This is a genomic window from Streptomyces sp. NPDC048604 (genome assembly GCF_043199435.1).
Taxonomy (GTDB): Bacteria; Actinomycetota; Actinomycetes; order Streptomycetales; family Streptomycetaceae; genus Streptomyces.
Genome location: NZ_JBICVX010000002.1, coordinates 146259 through 168214, shown reverse-complemented (window position 1 = coordinate 168214; position 21956 = coordinate 146259). Strand labels below are relative to the sequence as shown.

Annotated in this window: 13 protein-coding genes; 3 read left to right on the top strand and 10 right to left on the bottom strand. The window is 74.7% G+C overall.

Translation table 11 applies throughout. The features are described from left to right. Positions 1 to 21: 21 nt before the first annotated feature. From ACGFMM_RS04585 to ACGFMM_RS04565, 5 genes are all read right to left on the bottom strand, one after another. Positions 22 to 1434: a dipeptidase gene (locus tag ACGFMM_RS04585; protein WP_393643087.1), complete on the bottom strand. Its 1413-nt coding sequence runs from the start codon at positions 1432 to 1434 to the stop codon at positions 22 to 24. Positions 1435 to 1444: 10 nt separating this feature from the next. After that, a complete protein-coding gene (locus ACGFMM_RS04580; protein WP_393643085.1) occupies positions 1445 to 4855 on the bottom strand; it encodes an ATP-dependent DNA helicase in 3411 nt (1136 codons plus the stop codon). Between the two features lie 85 nt (positions 4856 to 4940). Next, positions 4941 to 5768 carry a hypothetical protein gene (locus ACGFMM_RS04575; protein ID WP_393643083.1) on the bottom strand — a complete coding sequence of 276 codons (828 nt, stop codon included), beginning with the start codon at positions 5766 to 5768 and terminating at the stop codon, positions 4941 to 4943. Positions 5769 to 5849: 81 nt separating this feature from the next. After that, complete coding sequence (locus ACGFMM_RS04570) at positions 5850 to 9179, bottom strand: ATP-dependent helicase (protein WP_393643081.1); 3330 nt, start codon at positions 9177 to 9179, stop codon at positions 5850 to 5852. A 129-nt stretch (positions 9180 to 9308) separates the two neighbouring features. Beyond that, complete coding sequence (locus ACGFMM_RS04565) at positions 9309 to 9710, bottom strand: MGMT family protein (RefSeq protein ID WP_393643079.1); 402 nt, start codon at positions 9708 to 9710, stop codon at positions 9309 to 9311. 126 nt (positions 9711 to 9836) lie between these two features. On the opposite strand from ACGFMM_RS04565, the gene ACGFMM_RS04560 reads away from it, so the two are divergent. From ACGFMM_RS04560 to ACGFMM_RS04550, 3 genes are all read left to right on the top strand, one after another. Next, positions 9837 to 12527 carry a lysylphosphatidylglycerol synthase domain-containing protein gene (locus tag ACGFMM_RS04560; protein ID WP_393643077.1) on the top strand — a complete coding sequence of 897 codons (2691 nt, stop codon included), beginning with the start codon at positions 9837 to 9839 and terminating at the stop codon, positions 12525 to 12527. 76 nt (positions 12528 to 12603) lie between these two features. After that, complete coding sequence (locus ACGFMM_RS04555) at positions 12604 to 14181, top strand: alpha/beta hydrolase (RefSeq protein WP_393643075.1); 1578 nt, start codon at positions 12604 to 12606, stop codon at positions 14179 to 14181. A 36-nt stretch (positions 14182 to 14217) separates the two neighbouring features. After that, a complete protein-coding gene (locus ACGFMM_RS04550) occupies positions 14218 to 15768 on the top strand; it encodes an alpha/beta hydrolase (RefSeq protein WP_393643073.1) in 1551 nt (516 codons plus the stop codon). An 86-nt stretch (positions 15769 to 15854) separates the two neighbouring features. Here ACGFMM_RS04550 and moeZ read toward each other — a convergent pair whose 3' ends face one another. From moeZ to ACGFMM_RS04525, 5 genes are all read right to left on the bottom strand, one after another. After that, positions 15855 to 17033 carry an adenylyltransferase/sulfurtransferase MoeZ gene (gene moeZ / locus ACGFMM_RS04545; protein ID WP_393643071.1) on the bottom strand — a complete coding sequence of 393 codons (1179 nt, stop codon included), beginning with the start codon at positions 17031 to 17033 and terminating at the stop codon, positions 15855 to 15857. A gap of 63 nt (positions 17034 to 17096) precedes the next feature. After that, complete coding sequence (locus ACGFMM_RS04540) at positions 17097 to 17909, bottom strand: spherulation-specific family 4 protein (protein WP_393643070.1); 813 nt, start codon at positions 17907 to 17909, stop codon at positions 17097 to 17099. Next, on the bottom strand, positions 17897 to 18868 hold the full coding sequence (locus tag ACGFMM_RS04535; protein ID WP_393643068.1) for an NAD-dependent epimerase/dehydratase family protein: 972 nt from the start codon (positions 18866 to 18868) through the stop codon (positions 17897 to 17899). Before ACGFMM_RS04535 ends, ACGFMM_RS04540 begins: the two co-directional genes overlap by 13 nt. Before the next feature lie 128 nt (positions 18869 to 18996). Then, complete coding sequence (locus ACGFMM_RS04530) at positions 18997 to 20136, bottom strand: hypothetical protein (protein WP_393643066.1); 1140 nt, start codon at positions 20134 to 20136, stop codon at positions 18997 to 18999. Positions 20137 to 20149: 13 nt separating this feature from the next. Continuing rightward, complete coding sequence (locus tag ACGFMM_RS04525) at positions 20150 to 21772, bottom strand: DUF3492 domain-containing protein (RefSeq protein WP_393643065.1); 1623 nt, start codon at positions 21770 to 21772, stop codon at positions 20150 to 20152. Positions 21773 to 21956: the final 184 nt, after the last annotated feature.

The window sequence follows — 21956 nt, the reverse complement described above, 5'->3', positions numbered from 1 at the left end:
GGATCGGATGGACGGTATGGGTCAGCGGTTGCGCAGGGCGGTCGGCAGGTCGGCCCACAGGTGGGCACTCGCCTCGACGCCCTTGAGGAGCAGGTCGAGCTCGACCTTCTCGTTCGGCGCGTGCCAGCCGTCGGACGGGACGGAGACGCCGAGGAAGAGTACGGGAGCGGCCAGTACGTCCTGGAGGTCGGCCGCCGGTCCCGAGCCTCCCTCGCGGGTGTAGCGGACCTTCGCGCCGTCGAAGGCGGCGCTCATCGCCCTGGCCACGGAGCGCAGCGCCGGGTGGTCGAGCGGGGTGAGGCACGGCCGGGTCGGGGCGCCGAAGGACAGCTCGTACCGGATGCCTGCCGGGATCCGCGCGATCAGCCAGTCGTGGACCGCCCGCTCGATCCGCGCCGGGTCCTGGCCCGCGACCAGCCGGAAGGACAGCTTCAGCTGGGCGGACGCGGGGACGACGGTCTTGCCGCCGGGGCCCTGGTACCCGCCGCCGATGCCGTTGACCTCGGCGGTCGGCCGGGCCCAGACGCGCTCCAGGGTGGAGTAGCCGGCCTCGCCGAGCGTGCCGTACGACTTCGCGGTGCGCAGCCAGGCGGCCTCGTCGAAGGGCAGCTCGGCGATCAGCTCCCGCTCCGCGTCGGAGAGTTCGGTGACGCCGTCGTAGAAGCCGGGGATCGCGACCCGCTCGTCCGCGTCGTGCAGGGCGGCGACGATCCGGCCGACGACGGTGGCCGGGTTCGGCACCGCGCCGCCGAACGAGCCGGAGTGGATGTCCTGGTCGGGGCCGTACAGCTCCAGCTCGCAGTCGGCGACGCCGCGCATGCCGGTGCAGACGGTCGGGGTGTCCTCGGACCACATGCCCGTGTCGGAGACGATCACCGCGTCGGCGGCGAGCCGCCCGGCGTGCGCCTCGACCAGGTCGCGGAAGTGCGGGGAGCCGGACTCCTCCTCGCCCTCGACCAGCAGCTTGAGCGTGACGGCGGGGGCGGTGCGGCCGGTGGCGGCGAGATGGGCGCGGACGCCCAGGGTGTGGAAGAAGACCTGGCCCTTGTCGTCGGCCGCGCCGCGGGCGTACATCCGGCCGTCGACGACGACCGGCTCGAACGGCTCGGTGTGCCAGCCGTCCTCGCGGGCGGCGGGCTGGACGTCGTGGTGACCGTAGACGAGCACGGTCGGCGCGTCCGGGTCGTCGGACGGCCACTCGGCGAAGACGGCCGGGGCGCCGGCGGTCTCCCAGACCTCGACGGTCGGGAAACCGGTCTTGGCCAGCGCGGCGGACAGCCACTCGGCACTGCGCCGCACATCCCCGGCGCGCTCCGGCTGCGCCGACACGGACGGGATCCGCAGCCAGTCGACGAGGTCGTCGAGGAAGGCGTCGCGGTGCTGCGCGATGTACGCGCGTACGGTCTGGACGGCGCTGTCCGGGGTGTCGCTCATGCTTCTGAGCCTATCCGGCGTCCGGCGCCGGTCCGTCCGAGGTGGGGTCGGCCCCGGGGCCGCCGCGCAGCAGCTCCTCCAGCTCGGCGCGACCGGGCAGGTTCGCGGGCCGGGAGACCTCGCCGCTGCGTACGTACACGAACGCGGCGGCCACCTCCTCCGGGTCCAGGCCGTGCTGCTCCGCCCAGGCCAGGCGGTAGATCGCCAGCTGGAGGGGGTCGGCGGCGCGGAAGTGGCTGGTCTTCCAGTCGACGATCTCGTACGCGCCCGTCGCCTCGTCCCGGTACACGGCGTCGATCCTGCCCCGCACCACCCGGCCCGCGAGGGCGAGCTGGACGGGCGCCTCGACGCGGTACGGGGTGCGGTGGGCGTACGGGGTGAGCACGAAGGCGTCCTTGAGCGCGGCGAGGTCGCGCTCGTCCACGATCTCCGGCTCGTCAGCGAACACCTCCCCGCCGGGGAGCTCGTCCGGGCCGAGCATCGGCAGCGGCAACTCCTCGAACTGCGCCTCCACCCACGCGTGGAACCGCGTGCCGCGCCGGGCGGCGGGCTGCGGGGGCTTCGGCATGGGCCGGGCCAGATCCTGCGCGAAGCCGTCGGGGTCGGCGGCGAGACGTATGACCTGCGAGGTCGTCAGGTACGTGGGGAGCAGGACGTCGCGGGTGCGGGAGCGGCTGCGGCGCAGTTCTTCTGCCAGGACGGTGAGGTCTCTGTCCCAGGAGGCGACGGCCCTCGACTCCTCGGGGGTGAGGGTCGGGGCCGTCTCGCTCCTCGGAGCGGGGATGTCCTCCGGCGGGGGTTCGTCGTCCCAGTACGGGTCGTACGGGGGTTCCTCGGGGTCGAGGGCCTCCGGGGCGGGAGCCGTGCTCGGGGCGTTGTGCCCACCCGTTCCTCCCTGCGGGACGATTGCCCACAACCGGGTCAGGACCGTCTCCGCCGCCTTCCTTCTTCTCCTCAGGCTCGTCTCGTCCAAGGGCAGCGGCCAGGCCTGGTCTGTTTTTGCTTCCTCCAGCGTCGGGTTCTGCGCGTCCTTCTCCGGTTCGTCCGCCCATGCCTCGATCTCGCCGTGGCCCGCCGTGCAGTGGTCGTACAGGGCGTGCAGGAACGGGGACGGGCCGCGGGGGCGCTTCTGGGACGGGCCCCACCAGTGCGCGGAGGCGAGGAGCAGCGAGCGCGGGCGGGTGAACGTCACGTATCCGAGGCGGAGCTCCTCCGTGTGCTGGTGCTGCCGCAGTTCCTCCTTGAAGCCCTTCAGGGACGCAGCGTCCCACTCCTCGATCGCCGGCAGCGTCGCCGCGTCGCCGCGCAGGGCGTGCGGGAGCACCTGGGCTTGCGCGGTCCACGCCTCGCGCGCCCTGCTGCTCGGGAACTGGGAGGCGACGAGGCCGGGCACGGCGACCACGTCCCACTCCAGGCCCTTGGACTTGTGCGCGGTCAATACCTTGACGGTGTTCTCGCCGCCGGGCAGCGCGTTGTCCAGGCCCTTCTCGTACTGCGCGGCGGTGCGCAGGAAGCCGAGGAAGGCCAGCAGCGTGGCCTCGCCGTCGAGCGAGGCGAAGCCGGCGGCGACGTCGAGGAAGTTGGAGAGGGTCTCGCGGCGGCGGGCGGCCAGGGCGTGCGGGGAGGCGGAGAGTTCGACCTCCAGGCCCGTGGTGGCGAGCACCCGGTGCAGGACGTCCATCAGCGGGTCGGCGAGCGTCATGCGCAGCGAGCGCAGTTCGGCGGCGAGGCGGGCGAACCGGACCCGGGCCTCGGACGAGAACGGCAGTGCGTCGTCCTCGCCGCCGGAGTCGAGGAAGGTGTCGAGCGCGTCGGCGAGGGAGATCACCTCGGCCGGGTCGACGCCCTCCACGGCGGCCGCGAGGCGTTCGTCCGGGTCGTCGGAGCCGTCGGCGGCGCGGTGGACGAGGAGCCGGGCGCGACGGCCGAGCAGGGCGAGGTCGCGGGGGCCGATGCGCCAGCGCGGGCCGGTGAGCAGCCGGACGAGGGAGGCGTTGGCGCCGGGGTCCTGGAGGACCTCGCAGACCGCGACGAGGTCGGCGACCTCGGGCAGGTTCAGCAGGCCGGACAGGCCGACGACCTCCACGGGGACCTCGCGGGCGACGAGGGCGGCCTGGATGGCCGGGAAGTCGGTGGCGGTCCGGCACAGGACGGCGATCTCGCCGGGCGCGCTCCCGGTGCGGACGAGGTGGGCGATCGAGTCGGCCAGCCAGTCGAGCTCCTCCGCGTGGGTGGGGAGCAGGGCGATGCGTACCGTGCCGTCGTGCTCCGCGCCGGGCGCGGGCCGCAGCGCCTCGACGCCTTCGTGCATGGCCCGCAGCGGGGCGGCGAGGCCGTTGGCGAGGTCGAGGAGGCGGCCGCCGCTGCGGCGGTTCTCGCTGAGCGCGTAGCGGGTGGCGGGGGCGCCGTCGGCGTACGGGAAGTGCTCGGGGAAGTCGTCCAGGTTGGCGACGGAGGCGCCGCGCCAGCCGTAGATCGCCTGGCAGGGGTCGCCGACGGCCGTCACGGCGTGGCCCGTGCCTCCCCCTGGGACTCCGTCCTGGGGGCACCCCCTGCCGAACAGGCCGGAGAGCAGCAGTCGCTGGGCGACGGAGGTGTCCTGGTACTCGTCGAGCAGTACGACCCGGAACTCGTCGCGGAGCAGCGCGCCGACCTCGGGGCGGGTGGTGGCGATCTCGGCGGAGAGCGCGATCTGGTCGCCGAAGTCGAGCAGGTCGCGGGCGCGTTTGGCGGCGCGGTAGCGGACGACGAGGTCGAGCAGTTCGCGGCGGGCGGCGGCGGCCTCGGGGACCTTGCGCAGATCGGCGTTGCCGAGCTTCGCGGACTCCAGGGTGCGCAGCAGGGCGGTGTCGTGCGCGAGGAGGTCGGCGGGGCGGACCAGGTGCTCGGAGAGTTCGCCGTCGAGGGCGAGGAGGTCGGCGACGAGGGTCGGGAAGGACTTGGTGAGCGCGGGGTACGGGCCGGGGGCCTCGCGCAGGACGCGGGCGGCGAGCTGGTAGCGGGTGGCGTCGGCGAGCAGCCGGGCGGTGGGCTCCAGGCCGATGCGCAGGCCGTGGTCGGTGAGGAGCTGCCCGGCGAAGGCGTGGTACGTGGAGATGCGGGGCTCGCCCGGCGGGTTGTCCGGGTCGATGGCGTCGGGATCGGTGACGCCGGCTCGGACGAGGGCGGTGCGGACGCGTTCGGCCAGTTCGCCGGCGGCCTTGTTGGTGAAGGTGAGACCGAGGACCTGCTCGGGGGCGACCTGCCCGGTGCCGACCAGCCAGACCACCCGGGCGGCCATCACCGTCGTCTTGCCGGAGCCGGCGCCGGCCACGATGACCTGCGGGGCCGGGGGCGCGACGATGCAGGCCGTCTGCTCCGGCGTGAACGGGATGCCGAGCAGCTCCTTGAGCTGCTCGGGGTCGGTGAGGCGTGCGGTCACCCAAGAGAGGCTAACGGGGCGCGCCGACAGCGCCGGCCGTCGTCCACAGGCGCGGTGCCGTCGTCCACAGACGCGGTGGGGGCGATCAGGCGGGGGTGGCCGGGGTGGCCGGTGTCAGCCTGCTCAGATCGACGGTCTCGTCGGCGGGCGGTGTGACGACCTTCACGGGCTTGTCGAAGGCGGAGAACCGGACCGTGCCGGGTTCCTCGCCGCCGGTCCTGGCGATGCGGAGGATGTACGGCTTGCCCTTCAACGCGACGGAGACGGTGCTCCGCTCGTCGCCGGACTTCCTCTTGACCAGGGTGGCGGTCGGCGTCTTGCCGACCGCGCCGTCCTTGCCCCGGGTCATTCCGGTGCGCGCGGCCTCGTCCTGTTCGAGGTCGGCGAGCAGCCGCTCCAGGTCGCAGACCCCGGCGAGCTCGGCGCTGCCGGGCGAGCCGGCGGCGAACTTCACCCAGCGGCCCTTGAGGAGTTCGAGGGTGGCCTCGATCTGGGCGGGCGGGAGGCCCTGGGCGGTCATGGAGGCCCGCCAGAACTTGGCGTCGCCCTTCATGTACGCGACCCGGTCCTTCTGCCGCACCTCGGCGACGCCGCCCTCGACGGTGAGCCGGCCGGTGCACTCGGCGCGGTCGTTCACGGAGAAGTCGATGTTCACGGGCTGTCCGTCCGCGGAGACCCGCCCGGTCATCCGCAGCGACTTCGCGGCCGTGGTCGCGTCCACGGCCCGCTCGGCGATCTCGTCGGCGCTCAGCCCCGCGAACGGGTCGGGCGAGACCGACGGCGACGGCGCGGCGGCGACGGGCACGGCGTCCGCGTCCGCCCGCACCAGGTCGAACTGCGAACACCCGGCGGTTCCGCCGACCGCCACGACCGCGCACACCACGGCCGCCGCCACACTCCGACCGGACGCCATAAGGCCCTCCTCGCGCACACCCCCCGCGTTGCCCGACCACCAGCGTCACCCGAACGGCGCAGCGCCGCGACTCCGGGGAGGTCACTCCACGACGTGCCGGCCCTCCGGGCGGGCGCTGCAGGAGGTGCGGAAGGTGCAGGTGGTGCAGTGCTGGCCGGCGGTGGGGGTGAAGCGCTCGTCGAGGACGCGGCCGGCGGCGGTGGCGAGGAGGTCGCCGACCCACTCGCCCTCCAGGGGCTCCTGGGCCTGGATCTTCGGCAGGGCCTCGCCGCCCTCCTTCTTGGCGGCGGCCTGGCGGAGCTGGACCAGTTCGGCGCCGCCGGGCTCCGGGCGGCGGCCGCCGAAGACCTCGTCGACCGCGCCCTCGCGGACCGCGAGCTGGTAGACCGCGAGCTGCGGGTGCCGGGCGACCTCGTCCTTCGTCGGCGCGGACTTGCCGGTCTTGAAGTCGACGACGTACGCGCGGCCCTGGTCGTCCTGCTCGACGCGGTCCATGGAGCCGCGGATCCGGACCTCGTACGCGCCCGCCTCCAGGGTGACGTCGAAGTCGTGCTCCGTCGCCGCCGGGGCGCGGCCGCCGCGGTCCATGACGTGCCAGCGCAGGAACCGCTCCAGGGCGGTACGGGCGTTCGCCTTCTCCTGCTCCGACTTCCACGGGGCGTCGAAGGCGAGGCCGTCCCAGACCGAGTCGAGCCGGGTCATCAGCACGTCGAGGTCGGCCGGCGTACGGCCGGAGGCGACCTCGTCGGCGAGGACATGCACGACGTTGCCGAAGCCCTGGGCGGCGGAGGCGGGCGTGTCGGCCTTCACCTCGCGGCCCAGGAACCACTGGAGCGCGCAGGTGTCGGCGAGCTGGGCGAGCGCGGAGCCGGAGAGCGCGACGGGGACGTCCCGGTCGCGCAGCGGCACCGTGCTGCGGGTCGGCTCGAACAGGCCCCACCAGCGCTCCGGGTGCGCGGCCGGGACCAGCGGCTGGCCCTCGTCGTCGGTGAGCGCGGCGAGCCGGGCCAGCCGCTCGGCCGCGGCGGCGCGCAGCGCGTCGGACGCCTCCGGGTCGACCGTGGTGGCGCGCAGCTCGGCCACCAGCGCGGCCACCGCGAGGGGGCGGCGGGGGCGGCCGGGGACGTCCTTCGGCTCGACCCCGAGTTCGGCGAGGAAGCGGGAGGGCTGGTCGCCGTCGTCGGCCGGGGCCTTCACCGCGGTGACGACCAGGCGGTGGCGGGCGCGGGTGGCGGCCACGTAGAAGAGCCGGCGCTCCTCGGCGAGCAGTGCGCCGGGGGTGAGCGGCCCGGCGATGCCGTCGCGGCCGATGCGGTCGGCCTCCAGGAGCGAGCCGCGGCGGCGCAGGTCGGGCCAGAGGCCCTCCTGCACGCCGGCCACGACGACCAGGCCCCATTCCAGGCCCTTCGCCCGGTGGGCGGTCATCAGGCGCACGGCGTCGGGGCGGGCCTGGCGGCGGGTCAGGGTGTCGGCGGCGATGTCCTGGGCGTCGAGCTCCTCCAGGAAGTTCAGCGCGCCGCGGCCGCCGACCCGGTCCTCGGCGCGGGCGGCCGTCTCGAACAGCGCGCACACCGCGTCCAGGTCCCGGTCCGCGTTCCGCCCGGCCGCGCCGCCGCGCAGCGCGGCACGCTCCAGGCGGCCCGGCCAGGGAGTGCCGTTCCACAGCAGCCAGAGCGCCTCCTCGGCGGTGCCGCCGCCGGCCAGCAGCTCCCGGGCGCGGCGCAGCAGATCGCCGAGGCGCTGCGCGCCGCGCGCGTACGCCGGGTCGTGCGCGACGAGCCGCTCGGGCTCGGCGAGCGCCCGCGCGAGCAGGACGTCGGACGGCGCGGGCACCTTCACCCCGGCCGCCCGCTCCTCGTCCCGCAGCGCCCGCCCGAGGCGGCGCAGGTCGGCGGGGTCCATGGCGGCGAGCGGCGAGGCCAGCAGATCGAGCGCGGTCTCGACGTCGAGCCAGGCGCCGGTGTCCGCGTCCTGCCCCGCTGCGTCTTCCGTCCCCGCGTCCGCGTCCCGCGCGGTGTCCGGCTCCGTGTCGTCCGGCTCCGTGTCGTCCGCCGCCGCCGTCGCCCTCAGGGCCAGCAGCAGCGGTGTCACCGCCGGTTCGTGGCGGAGGGGGGTGTCCGCCGTGTCGGTCTCCAGGGGGACGCCGGCGGTCGTCAGGGCGCGGCGGAGGGACGGGATCATGGAGGCCGCGCGGACCAGGACGGCCATGTCGGACCAGGGGACCCCGTCCTCCAGGTGCGCCCGGCGGAGCAGGTCCGCGATGTTGTCGACCTCGGTGGACGGCGTGGGGTACGTGTACGCCTCCACCCGGCCGCCCTCGCGGACCGCGGCCGGTTCGCGGTGGGCGCGGGTCTTGTCGTGCGGGAGGCGGGGCAGCGGCATCCGCCGCGTGAGCAGACGGGTCGCCGCCAGCAGGTCCGTGCCCGCGCGGCGCGAGGTCGTCAGGACGCGTACGTCCGCGCCGGGGAAGGTGTCCGGGAAGTCGAGGATGCCGTTGACGTCCGCGCCGCGGAACGCGTAGATCGACTGGTCCGGGTCGCCGAAGGCGACCAGCGTCGTCCCGCCGGCCACCGCCCGGAGCAGCCGCACCTGCGAGGGGTCGGTGTCCTGGTACTCGTCCACGAACACCGCGTCGTACCGAGGCAGCGCCCCCGGCCCCCGCTCCGCCAGCAGCACCGCCCGGTGCACCAGCTCGGCGTAGTCGAGGACGCCCTGCATGTCGAGCACGTCCAGGTACTCCGCGAGGAAACCGGCCGCCGCCTTCCAGTCGGGCCGCCCCACCCGCGCCGCGAAGTCGGCGAGCGCCTGCGGGCCGAGCCCCAGCTCGCGGGAGCGGGCCAGCACCGCGCGCACCTCGTCGGCGAAGCCGCGCGTCGTCAGGCAGGCCCGCAGCTCGTCGGGCCAGCGGATCCGGGCCAGGCCCTCCCGCTCCAGGTCCAGCTGGCCGGCCAGCAGCTCGCGCACGGCCACGTCCTGCTCGGGGCCGGACAGCAGCCGCAGCGGCTCGGCGAACAGGCCGGCGTCCTGGTGGGCGCGGACCAGCGCGTAGCAGTACGAGTGGAAGGTGGTCGCCTGCGGGGCGCGCCGCCCGCGCAGCCGCGCGGCCATCCGGTCGCGCAGTTCGACGGCCGCCTTGCGGCTGAAGGTGAGGACGAGGATCCGCTCCGGGTCCGTCCCCGCCTCGATCCGCGCCGCGACCGCCTCGACCAGCGTCGTCGACTTCCCGGTACCCGGTCCGGCAAGGACGAGCAGCGGCCCGCCGGGATGCTCAACCACACCCCGCTGCGCTGCGTCCAGCTGAGGAGGGCGCACGGCGGCGGGGGCCGTGCGGACCAGCCGGTACGCGCCATGAGTCCTCGGACGTGCCGCGGCCTGATGCGGCGTACGCCTGGTGGTGGAGGAGGAACTCACGTGGATCGCCGGTCCTGGTGGAGGTGCAGATGCTGAAGAGAGAGCGCGGATGCTGAAGAGAGAGCGCGGATGTCTACCGAACGGTGCGGAGCAGACGACCATACGGGAATCCCGCTCCGGCCAGTGGGCTCATCCCCGTACGTCCGCCGCGCCTCCGGCCCGGCCGGTACCCTCCGCGCCGGCGTCCTTGGTCACGCCGTCCCACCGCGCCCGCCGCATGTCGATCTTCGGCAGGTGGTCCTCGGCGCTGCGGGACGCCTCCTTGAGCGGGGTGCCCTCGTCCCGGTAGTGGCCGAGCGCCCGCTGCTCGTGGCCGGGCAGCAGCCGGCCGTCGGCGCGCACGACCCGCCACCAGGGGGCCGCTCCGCCGTACAGTGCCATCACACGGCCCACCTGGCGCGGGCCGCCCTCGCCGAGCCATTCGGCGACGTCTCCGTAGGTCATCACCCTGCCGGGCGGAATCAGCTCGGCGACGTCCAGCACCCGCTCCGCATACTCGGGAAGGTGTGCGGAAAGCTCCTCGTCCGTCATCCGGCACATACTGCCGCACCGCACCGACACCACCCTGATGCCTCCGCGACACCCCTTCCCGTGCCACCATCGTCCGGGCGGTGACTGGTGATACGAGATCAAGAGCGACAAGAAGAGATCACGAACATGGTGATGGGGCACGACGCGGAGCCTCCGGAAGAGGCCCGCTCCGACGGACCCGCGGGGCCCGAGGAGCCCAGTGAGCGGGTCTCGGGCGACGAGCCCCTGCTCGCCGCGCGCGTGCACCGCCCCTCCGACCTGCTGCGGGCGCTGGTCGGCGTGCTCGCCATCGTCGTCGTCCTGGGCATCGCCGCCTTCGCCCACGGCACCACCTCGGGCCTGGAGCAGGACATCAACAAGGGGACGACCGGCGCGCCGGACGTCTTCGTCAGGATCGCCGGCCTGGTCTCGTCGATCGCCGTGCTGCTCGTGCCGGTCGCCTTCGCCATCGAGCGGCTGATCAAACGCGACGGGCTGCGGATCGCCGACGGCGTGCTCGCGGCCGTCCTGGCGCACGGCGTCACTCTCGCCACCGACCTGTGGGTGGCCCGGGCCGCGCCCGGCACCATCCAGGACGCGCTGACCCAGCCGTCCTCGGGCGGCGGGCTGACCGACCCGGTGCACGGCTACCTCGCGCCGGTGATCGCGTACATGACCGCCGTGGGGATGGCCCGAAGACCCCGCTGGCGGGTCGTGCTGTGGTTCGTCCTGCTGCTCGACGCCTTCACCATGCTGGTCGCCGGCTACACCACCGCGTTCTCGATCATCCTGACCGTGCTGATCGGCTGGACCGTGGCGTACGGCACGCTCTACACGGTCGGCTCGCCCAATGTCCGACCCACCGGTCAGACCCTGCTCGCCGGCCTGCGCCGGGTCGGCTTCCGGCCCGTCACCGCGCTGCGCACGGAGGGGCTGCCGGACACCGCCGAGCACGGCGACCGGGGCCGCCGCTACATCGTGACCCTGGAGGACGGCCCGCCGCTCGACGTCACCGTCGTCGACCGGGAGCAGCAGGCGCACGGCTTCTTCTACCGGGTGTGGCGGCGGCTGACGCTGCGCGCGATCACCACCCGCCGCTCGATCGTCTCGCTGCGCCAGGCCCTGGAGCAGGAGGCGCTGCTCGCGTACGCGGCGATCGCCGCCGGGGCCAATGCGCCGAAGCTGATCGCCACCTCCGAGCTGGGCCCGGACGCCGTGATGCTCGTGTACGAGCACCTCGGCGGCCGGCCCCTGGACTCGCTGGAGGACAAGGAGGTCACCGACGAGCTGGTGCGCAGCGCCTGGCGTCAGGTGAAGGCCCTCCAGTCGCGCCGGATCGCGCACCGCAGGCTCGCGGGCGACGCGATTCTGGTGGATCGTTCCGGCAGGGTGATCCTGACGGATCTGAGCGGCGGCGAGATCGCCGCCGGCGATCTCGTGCTGCGGATGGACATCGCGCAGCTGCTCACCACCCTCGGTCTGCGGGTCGGCGCGGAGCGCGTGGTCGCCGCCGCGGTGGAGGTCCTCGGCCCGGACACGATCGCCGACTGTCTGCCGCTGCTGCAGCCCATCGCGCTGACCCGTTCCACCCGCGCCGAGCTGCGCCGGCTGGCGCGGGAGCGGTCGAAGCGGGAGCGCGAGGCGGTCCTGGAGGCGTCCGAGGCGGCCAAGCTGGCCCGCGCCGAGAGCGCGGCGGCGGCCGGCGCGGACGCGGAGCCCGGCACGAAGGCGGACCGCAAGGCCGTACGGGCGGCCGTCCGGGCCGAGCGGCAGGCCGACAAGCGGGCGGAGAAGCGGGCGCTCGACACCGCCCTGGACGAGGCCCGCGAGGAGGATCTGCTGGCGCAGATCCGCCAGCAGGTGCTGCTGATCCGGCCGCAGGCCCCGGTGGAGCCGGTGCGCCTGGAGCGGATCAAGCCGCGGACGCTGGTCAGTCTGATCGCGGGCGCGGTCGCCGCGTACTTCCTGCTCTCGCAGATCGCCCGGACCCCGCTGTCGACGATCGCCGAGGCGAACTGGGGCTGGGTGGCGGCGGCGGTGCTGTTCTCCGCGCTCAGCTACATCGCGGCGGCGATGAGCCTGCTGGGCTTCGTGCCCGAGCGGGTGCCGTTCTGGCGGACCGTGGTGGCGCAGGTCGCCGGCTCGTTCGTGAAGATCGTGGCCCCGGCGGCGGTCGGCGGCGTGGCGCTGAACACCCGCTTCCTGCAGCGGTCCGGGGTGCGGCCGGGGCTCGCGGTGGCGAGCGTGGGCGCGTCGCAGCTGTTCGGGCTCGGGGCGCACATCCTGCTGCTGCTGGCCTTCGGCTATCTGACCGGCACGGAGAAGTCGCAGTCCTTCACGCCGTCCCGGACGGTGATCGCCGGTCTGCTGACGGCGGCGGTGCTGGTCCTGGTGGTGACGGCGATCCCGTTCATGCGGAAGTTCGTCTCGACGCGGCTGCGGTCGCTGTTCGCGGGCGTGGTGCCGCGCATGCTGGACGTGCTCCAGCAGCCGATGAAGCTGGTCACCGGGATCGGCGGGATGCTGCTCCTGACGGGCGTGTTCGTGCTGTGCCTGGACGCGTCGATCCGGGCGTTCGGGCAGGGCGAGGCGGAGACGCTGAGCTTCGCCAGCGTCGCGGTGGTGTTCCTCGCGGGCAACGCGATCGGCTCGGCCGCCCCGACGCCGGGCGGCATCGGCGCGGTCGAGGGCGCGCTGACGTTCGGCCTGGTCGCGGTGGGCCTGCCGCTGGACGTGGCGACGCCGGCGGTGCTGCTGTACCGGCTCCTGACCCTGTGGCTGCCGGTGCTGCCGGGATGGGTGTGCTTCAACTGGCTGACCAAGAAGGAAGCGCTCTAGCGCTCTGCTCGCCCGCGGGTCCCTCGCTTGGCGCACGGCGCGCGCGGGCCCGGGCGGGGGCGCTCAGGATGGGCGTATGGCCCATGCGTCCCGTCGTGTCGTCCTGACCGCTGCCGCCTCCGCCGCCGTCCTGCTCGTCGGCGGATGCTCGGACGACGGGGGTGGCTCCGCGAGCGACGGGCCCAGCGCCTCCGGCTCGGCGATGGCCGAACTGGCCGCCCAGAAGCCTCAGTGGGCGGTCTGTCCGCCGCCTTCCGCCGCCGAGGGCGGCGGACCCGCACCCTCGCCGCTGCCCGGCGGGGCCGGCTGGGAGTGCGCCTTCATGGAGGTGCCGCTCGACTACGACGACCCCGGCGGCGAGAAGATCGAACTGGCGCTGATCCGCGCCGAGGCGCGTGACTCCGCGAACCGGATCGGGTCGCTGGTGTTCAACTTCGGCGGGCCCGGCGGCTCCGGCGTCACTGCCCTGCCGTCCTTCGGCGCCGAGTTCGAGTCCCTGCGCTCCCGCTACGACCTGGTCTCCTTCGACCCGCGCGGGGTCGGCCGCAGCCAGCCCGTGGAGTGCCTGGACGACCGCGCGCTCGACGCGTACTACGCCGAGGACGGCACCCCCGACGACGCCGCCGAGCAGACCGCCCTCGGCGACAACCAGAAGGAGTACGCGGCGGCCTGCGAGAAGAACTCCGGCCCCGCCCTCCCGCACGTCGGCACCGAGAACGCGGCCCGCGACCTGGATCTGATGCGCCAGGTCCTCGGCGACGACAAGCTGCACTACTTCGGCATCTCGTACGGCACCGAGCTCGGCGGCGTCTACGCCCACCAGTTCCCGAAGAACGTGGGCCGCGCCGTCTTCGACGCGGTCGTCGACCCGAACGCCGGCACCCTCGACGGGGCGCTCGGCCAGGCGCGGGGCTTCCAGCTCGCCCTGGACAACTTCGCCAAGGACTGCGTGGCCCGCGGCGACGACTGCACCCTGCCCGGCTCCTCCGTCGCCGAGATCGAGGCGTTCATCACCGGTCTGCTCGCCGAGCTCGACAAGAAGCCGATCCCGGGCCTCGGCGACCGGGAGCTGACGCAGACGCAGGCCACCAACGGCATCGCGCAGGCCCTGTACTCGAAGGAGTACTGGCCCTATCTGGAGCAGGGCCTCGACGAGGCCGACGCCGGCCGCGGCGGGCTGCTGCTCGCCCTGTCCGACTCGATGAACGGCCGCAACGAGCAGGGCCAGTACAGCAACATCCAGGCGGCCAACGCGGCCATCAACTGCGTGGACTTCAAGGAGCGCTACAGCCTCGACCAGGCCAAGGCGAAGCTGCCCGAGTTCCGTGAGGCCTCCGCCGTCTTCGGCGACTACATGGGCTGGGCGCTGTCGTCCTGCGGGCAGTGGCCGGTGCCCGGCACCTTCGAGCACCCGGACGTGTCGGCCCCCGGCGCCGCCCCGATCCTCGTCGTCGGCACCACCGGCGACCCGGCCACCCCGTACGCGGGCGCGCACGCCATGGCCGAGGCGCTCGGCGAGGGCGTCGGCATGGAGATGACGTACCAGGGCGAGGGCCACGGCGCCTACACGAGCGGCAACGCCTGCGTGAAGCGGGCGACGGACGCGTACCTCCTGAACGGCCGGGTTCCGGCCGCTGGTACCGTCTGCCGCTAGTCATCCGCACGGGGGCCACGGGGGGTCGTTCGACACATGTCCACGTCCATACGGATACGGATACGGGCCACGGCGGCCGTCGCCGCCGCGCTGCTGCTGGCCGGCTGCACCGGCCAGGGCGGCGGGAGCTCCTCCGCGAAGACCCCGCCGGCGACCACCGCCCCCGCCGGCTCCCCCGCCGTCCCCGGGCTGCCCGCCGCGCTGACCGGCCAGCGCCCCGACTGGCACTCCTGCCCCGCCCCCGAGGGCGGCCAGAAGCCCGGCAAGGGCTGGCGCTGCGCCGACGTGAAGGTGCCGCTGGACTACAAGAAGCCGGCCGGCGAGACCATGACGGTCGCCCTGATCCGCAAGGAGGCCCGGGACACGGACCGCCGGCTCGGCTCACTGCTGTTCAACTTCGGCGGCCCCGGCGCCTCCGGCGTCGACATCCTGCCGCGCGCGGCCGTCCAGTACGGCAAGCTGAACGAGCGGTACGACCTGGTCGGCTTCGACCCGCGCGGCGTCGGCCGCAGCGGCGCGGTGGTCTGCCGGGACGACAAGGAGCAGGCGGCGTCCGAGGCCCGTACCGACCTCACCCCGGACACCCCGGCCGAGGAGTCCGCGTTCGTCGCCGACGGCACCGCGTTCGGCGCGGGCTGCGCCCGCCGCTCCGGGAAGACCATCGCGCACACCACCACCAGCAACACCGCCCGGGACCTGGACCTGGTCCGGCACGTCCTCGGCGACGCGAAGCTGAACTACTTCGGCATCTCGTACGGCACCGAACTCGGCGGCACCTACGCCCACCTGTTCCCGAAGAACGTGGGCCGCGCGGTCCTCGACGCGGTCGTCGACCCGACGGCCGACAACGTCGGGCACGCCCGCAACCAGGCCATCGGCTTCCAGCGGGCCCTGGAGAGCTATCTGAAGGACCGGGGCGAGTCCCCGAAGGCCGGCACCGCCCGGATCGCCGCCCTGCTGGGGCGCCTCGACCGCAGCCCGCTGCCGGTCGGCGACCGCAGGCTGACGGACGGTCTCGCGCTCACCGGCATCGTGATGCCGCTGTACTCGCAGGAGAGCTGGCCGATGCTGACCTCCGCGCTGCAGAAGGCGGAGGCGGGCGACGGCGCGGAGCTGCTGCGGCTCGCCGACTTCTACAACGACCGCGAGGAGAACGGGCACTACGGCACCCAGTCGCACGCCCAGCGGGCGATCGGCTGCGCCGACTCCACCGAGCGGCCGACGGCCGACCAGGCACGGGCGCTGCTGCCGGAGTTCCGGAGGCTCTCGCCGGTGTTCGGCGAGTTCCTGGCCTGGGACACGGCCGGCTGGTGCGCGAACTGGCCGGTGAAGGGCGAGCGCGAGAGGCCGGTGGCGAGCGCCCCGGGCGCGGCCCCGATCCTGGTCGTCGGCACCACCAACGACCCGGCGACGCCGTACGAGGGTGCGCCGCGGATGGCGAAGGAGCTGGGCGAGGGGGTCGGCGTGCTGGTCACCAACGAGGGCGACGGGCACGGCGCGTACGGCACGTCGTCCTGTGTGACGCGGACGGTCGACGCGTACCTCCTGGACGGGAAGGTTCCCGCGTACGGCAAGAAGTGCTCCTGACGCCCGTCCCGCCGACGGCGGAAGGCCCCGGAACCGGTGACCGGTTCCGGGGCCTTCCTCATGCCGAGGGGCAGCGAGGGGGCGGTCTAGTAGACCGGCTTCTCCGGCTCGATCTGGTGGACCCAGCCGATGACGCCGCCGCCGACGTGCACCGCGTCGGCGAAGCCCGCGGACTTCAGCACCGCGAGGACTTCCGCACTGCGGACACCCGTCTTGCAATGCAGGACGATGCGCTTGTCCTGCGGCAGGTCCTGGAGGGCGGTGCCCATCAGGAACTCGTTCTTCGGGATCAGCCGGGCGCCCGGGATCGAGACGATCTCGTACTCGTTCGGCTCGCGGACGTCGATGATGTCGATGCTCTCGCCGTCGTCGATCCACTCCTTGAGCTGCTTCGGAGTGATCGTGGAGCCGAGCGCCGCCTCCTGGGCCTCCTCGGACACGACGCCGCAGAAGGCCTCGTAGTCGATGAGCTCGGTGACGGTCGGGTTCTCGCCGCAGACCGCGCAGTTCGGGTCCTTGCGGACCTTGACCTGGCGGTACTGCATCTCCAGGGCGTCGTAGATCATCAGCCGGCCGACCAGCGGCTCGCCGACGCCGGCCAGCACCTTGATGGCCTCGGTGACCTGGATGGAGCCGATGGACGCGCAGAGCACGCCCAGGACGCCGCCCTCGGCGCAGGAGGGGACCATGCCCGGCGGCGGGGGCTCCGGGTAGAGGCAGCGGTAGCAGGGGCCGTACTCGGACCAGAAGACGGAGGCCTGGCCGTCGAAGCGGTAGATCGAGCCCCAGACGTACGGCTTGTTCAGCAGCACGCACGCGTCGTTGACGAGGTAGCGCGTGGCGAAGTTGTCCGTGCCGTCGACGATCAGGTCGTACTGGCTGAAGATGTCCATCACGTTGTCGGCCTCGAGCCGCTCTTCGTGCAGGATCACGTTCACGTACGGGTTGATGCCCAGGACCGAGTCCTTGGCGGACTCGGCCTTGGAGCGGCCGATGTCGGCCTGGCTGTGGATGATCTGGCGCTGCAGGTTCGACTCGTCGACCTCGTCGAACTCCACGATGCCGAGCGTGCCGACACCGGCCGCGGCCAGGTACATCAGGGCCGGCGAACCGAGGCCACCGGCGCCCACACAGAGCACACGGGCGTTCTTCAGCCGCTTCTGCCCGTCCATCCCCACGTCGGGGATGATCAGGTGGCGGGAGTACCTGCGGACCTCGTCTACGGTGAGCTCGGCGGCCGGCTCGACCAGGGGTGGCAGCGACACGGGGACTCCGTTGGTCGGTATGTCAGTACGGTTGTTCCTTCCGTAACACTGCCACGCGACTTCTCATTCCGAGACACCCGGTCCGATCCGCGAGACGATTTCGTCCCAGTAGCCGGGCAGTGCCTGGAACGGATCGGTTTGTCCGCCACCGTGCGCGGCGCGATCGCTGCGGTCGGTGAAGAAGACCGTCCCGGCCCCCTGCCAGCGCGCGATCCGCATCGCCTCGTCGAGATGGCTGCGCGGCACCCCGTGGACGAGGTGCACGAACCGCTGCGGCGGATGGTCGGCGGTCCACTCCGCCACCTGCGACCAGCGGTAGTCCGCCCACGGTCCGCAGAAGGTGACGAGCTGGTCGGCGACCTCCGCGTAGCCGGGGTACGGGTGGCTGCCGTGGCCGAGGACCAGGTGCGCCGCGCCGTCGAGCACCGCCTCCAGGGTGGCCGTGACCCGCCTCACCTCGGGCAGGTCGATCCGGTCCGTGGGGCAGCGGTCCAGGTAGTAGCCGTCCACCTTGTACCAGTCGAGATAGCGGTGGGCGTCCGACACGATCTCGCCGAAGTCGCGCGAGCCGTGCCGCAGATCCAGATGTCCCAGGACCCGCCCGCCCGTCGCCCGACCACCGCCCCCGGCCGACGCGCTTCGCGCGGCCCCTCCGTATGCGTTCTTCAGCCGCCCCGCGGCCTCCAGGCAGTGCGGGTCCGGCCGGTCCCCCGGCCCGCCGGCCACGTTGAGCACCGCCCAGTGCAGCGGGGTGCCGGGCCGGGTCAGTTCGGCCCACTCCACCGGCGCGAGCAGCGGATGCGCGTAGCCGGGGACGCCGACGCCGGTCTCCCCCAGCGCCCCGGCGACGTCGGGGCGGGTCGTCAGATCCGGCATGCCGCCTCCATCCAGATGTCGGCCAGGGATTCCTCGAGGTTGATCCGCGGCCGCCAGCCGAGCCGGTCGCGCGCCGTGCGCACGTCGGCCTGCTGCCAGGGGCCGCAGCCGTCCGGGTACGGGTACGGCGGCCCGCTCACGTGGTGCTCGGCCACGGCGACGCCGGCCTCGGTGCGCGGGGCGCCGATGACGGGACGGTTCGGCGGGGCGTCGAGCTCGTGCAGCGCGCCGGCGTAGCCCGCGACCCTGGCCAGTACGGCGGCGGCGTCGCGGAGCCGGACGGCGCGGCCGGTCCCGATGTTGACGACGCCCTGCGCGGCGGAGAGCGAGGCGGCGTGCACGGCGCGGGCCACGTCCCGTACGTCGACGAAGTCGCGCTGCACGCCGAGGCCGGCCAGCTTCAGCTCCGAGTCGCCGGACTGCATCGCCCGGCGCATCGCCTCGGCGAGCCGGCCCAGCGGGGAGCCGGCCGGGGTGCCGGGGCCGACCGGCGAGAAGACCCGCAGCACCACCGCGTCCAGGCCGGAGCCGAGGACCAGTTCGGTGGCGGCCAGTTTGGACACGCCGTACGGGCCGCCGGGCCGGGGCACCGCCTCCTCCGCGGTGGACGAACCGGGCTGGGAGGGCCCGTACTCCGAGGCGCAGCCGAGCTGCACCAGGCGGGCTCCGCAGCCGCTGCGGCGCAGGGCCTCGCAGACGGTGGCGACGGCGACGGTGTTGTGCCGGGTGAGTTCGCGGGCCCCGCCGCGGGTGGCGCCGGCGCAGTTGACGACGACGCCGGGGTGGACGGCGTCCAGGAACCGGGTGAGCGCGCCGGGGCTGCCCCCGGCGAGGTCGAACCGGACGTCGGCGTCGTCGCCGCGGCCGAGCGCGGTGAGGTGCACCGCCGGGTCGGCGAGCAGTCGGTCGGCGACGAACCGGCCGAGGAAGCCGTTGGCTCCGAGCAGTAGCACCCTCATCGTGCGGCCCCTTCGTGCCGACCGGCCGGTGCAGGGGGTTGGGGCGTCATCTGTGGTGTCTCCTTGGGGATGCGTGATCGCGGTGGGCACGCCCGCGGCGTCGGCTCCGCGGGTGCGCTCGGAACGGGTCAGGGGGTGGCGTCGGCGTGCGCCGAGGCGCGGCAGAGGGCGACGGCGGCATGGACCAGGAGGCCGAGCGAGACGGCGCCGCAGACGAGGGCGGGCACCGCGCCGGGGCCGGAGGCGGCGAGGGCGGCGCGGACGGGCTCGGCCAGCGGGTCGAGGCCGGGGAGCCGGGCGGCGAGGACGCTCGCGAGGGCGAGGGCCTCGGCGGTGCCGGCGGCGGCGAGCCCGGCCGCGGCGGCACGGGCCCGTCCGTGGACGGTGAGCAGCCGGGCGAGCAGCAGCAGCACGCCGAGGGCGACCGTGCCGTACGGGGCTCCGGCGACGGCGGTCAGGGCGGTGAGCGCGAGCAGGTGGAGCGCGACGGCGGCGAGCAGCAGGGGCCGGACGCCGGACGCGAAGTCGTCAAGGCCCCGGCTGGCGGCGAGCCGGCGGCGGGCCCGCACCCCGAACAGCCGGGCGCACCAGGCGGCGGGGGCGACGGACAGCGCGAGGACGAGGAGCTCGGCGGGGGCGAGCGGCCAGAGCGCGTCGGGTCCGCCGGTGGCCAGGGCCTGCAGGAGGCCGTCGCCGCCGAGCGCGTAGGCGAGCAGCCAGACCGTCCACAGGGCGCCGCTGCGGCCGGCGGGCCCGGGCGCGGCGCGCAGCGGCCCGCGCCGTAACGCGGCGGCGAGGGCGACGCCGAGGCCGACCGCGCCGGCCGCCCCGACGGCGAGCCGCGCCGGCCCCTGGGTCAGGGCGAGTCCGCCGGCCGCGGCCAGGGCGGCCGCGCCGGGTGCGAGCACCGCCCACGCCCAGGCGGACACCGGCTCGTCGGCCGCCGCGGGCGCGGTCCGGGCGGGCCCGTCGCCGCGCGGCACCCGCGCGTACAGCTCCTCGGCCAGCGAGAACACGTCCCGGTGCCGGAACCGGGCCGCGGTCCGGTCGGTGACCCCGTGCACCTCGAGCCCGGCCGCGATCTCCAGCGGGTCGACGGCCTGCTCGACGAGTTCCCGGTGCCGGTGCAGCAGGGTCTTCACGGGGTCGGCGGCGCCGCGCCGGGGCGCGCGGGCGGGCGCGGCGGGGGCGGCGGTCTGCGGGGCCGCGGCGACCGTGGCGGCCGCGGCGGCCTCGGGGGGCGGCGGGTCGGCGGCGGGGGCGCGCATGGGGGTGGCTCCTTCAGGCATCGGCGCTCATCGCGTGGTCGTCGGCGGGGGCGCTGCGGGTGGTCCAGTGGCCCGGGACGGACGCCTCGGCGGGGTGGGCGAAGGGGACGCCGTCGGCGGTGCGCCGCCGTACCGGGGAGTGCGAGAGCAGCTCCAGGTAGATGCCGCGGAAGGCGGCGAGATTCTGCTCGACGGTGAAGAGTTCGAGCGCGCGGGCGCGGGCGGCCGCGCCGAGCCGGCGGCGCCGCTCGGGGTCGCGCAGCAGGGCGAGGCAGGCGTCGGCGAGGGCGCGCGGGTTGCGCGGCGGGACGACGAGTCCGGTGCCGCCGATGACCTCGACGACCGCGCCGACGTCGGTGGAGACGGTGGCGCGGGCGCAGAGCATCGCCTCGACGAGCGTGAGCGGGAAGCCCTCGACGACGCTGGAGAGGACGACGACCGCGCCGCCGGCGTAGGCGTCGGCGAGGTGCGGGGCCTCGGGTCCGCCGAGCTCCTCGAACGAGACCGGATTGTCGCCGACGGCGTACTCGTCGGCGGCCTCGTCCGGGAACAGCTGGGCGGCCAGCGCCCGGCAGTGCGCGAGGTAGCTGTCCGCGCCGGGCTCCCGGGCGGGCACGGCGACGATCCGCAGCCGGGCGTCGGGCTGTTCGCGGCGGACCTCGGCGAAGGCGTGCAGCAGCGCGATGAGGTCCTTGGCGGGCTCGACCCGGCCGACCCAGACCAGCGCGGCCGGGTCGGCGCCCTCCTCGTCCTCGCCGACCTCGGTGAACCGCCCGGCCGCCATGCCGGGGTAGACCGTGCGGAGCTTGGCGCGGTCGGCGCCGCACCGCTCCTGCCAGCGGCGGGCGTGGGTGTTGCCGGGGGTGAGCAGTGCGGCCTGCCGGTAGATCTCGGCGGCCAGCCGCCCGTGGAAGGCGGCGAGCAGCGCGCGTACGGGCGCGGCGACGGCGGCCGGGGAGGCCGCGAGGTACTGGGTGCGGAGCTGTACGCCGTACTCGGTGACCAGCAGCGGAGTGCCGAAGAAGCGTTTGGCCAACAGACCGGGGAGCGCCGCCGTTCCGCCGGACGCGGCGTGGCAGAGGTCGGCCGCGCCGAGGGTGTCCTCGGTGTACCAGCCGAGCGAGAGCGGGCGCAGCGAGCGCTCCAGGCGGTCGGCGAACGCGAGGTGGTCGGTCAGGGCGGCGTCGCGTACGCCCCGGCGCGCGCCGGGGGCGCGGCAGGCGGACTCGAGGATGCGGACGGCGGTCTCGGAGCGGAGCGCGGCGGGCAGTCCGCCGTGCTCGCGGGCGAGTTCGGCGAGTCCGTACAGACCATCGGCGAACTCCGCGGCCCCGGCGGCCTCGTCGGCGGCGCAGAAGCCGGCGGTCAGCGCGGCGAGGTGCGCGGCGAAGAAGCGGCGTTCGCGGCGGCCGAGGCGGCGGCCGTCGTCCTGCGCGCCCCAGAGCGGCGCGGCGGCGACGCGGCGGACCTGCTGCGGGAGGTCGACGAGGCCGGCGTCCTCCTGGCGGGCGCTGCGGGCGAGGGCGTAGACGTCGAACTCGTGCGGGCCGAGACCGCGCACCAGCCGGTCGCACCAGAGCCTGGACTCACCCGTGGCGTACGGATAGCCACCCTCGGTGAGCAGTGCGATGCGCACGAGAACACACCCCCGATCTCCCTTGTGTGCGGCCGCCGTTCGGTCCGGCGACCCGCAGCGGGATGAACGTAAGCGGATATGCCGGTGGGGGGGGGGGGGGGGGGGGGGGGGGGGGGGGGGCGGGGGGGGGGGGGGGGGGGGTGGTGGGGGGGGGGGGGGGGGGGGGGGGGGGGGGGGGGGGCGT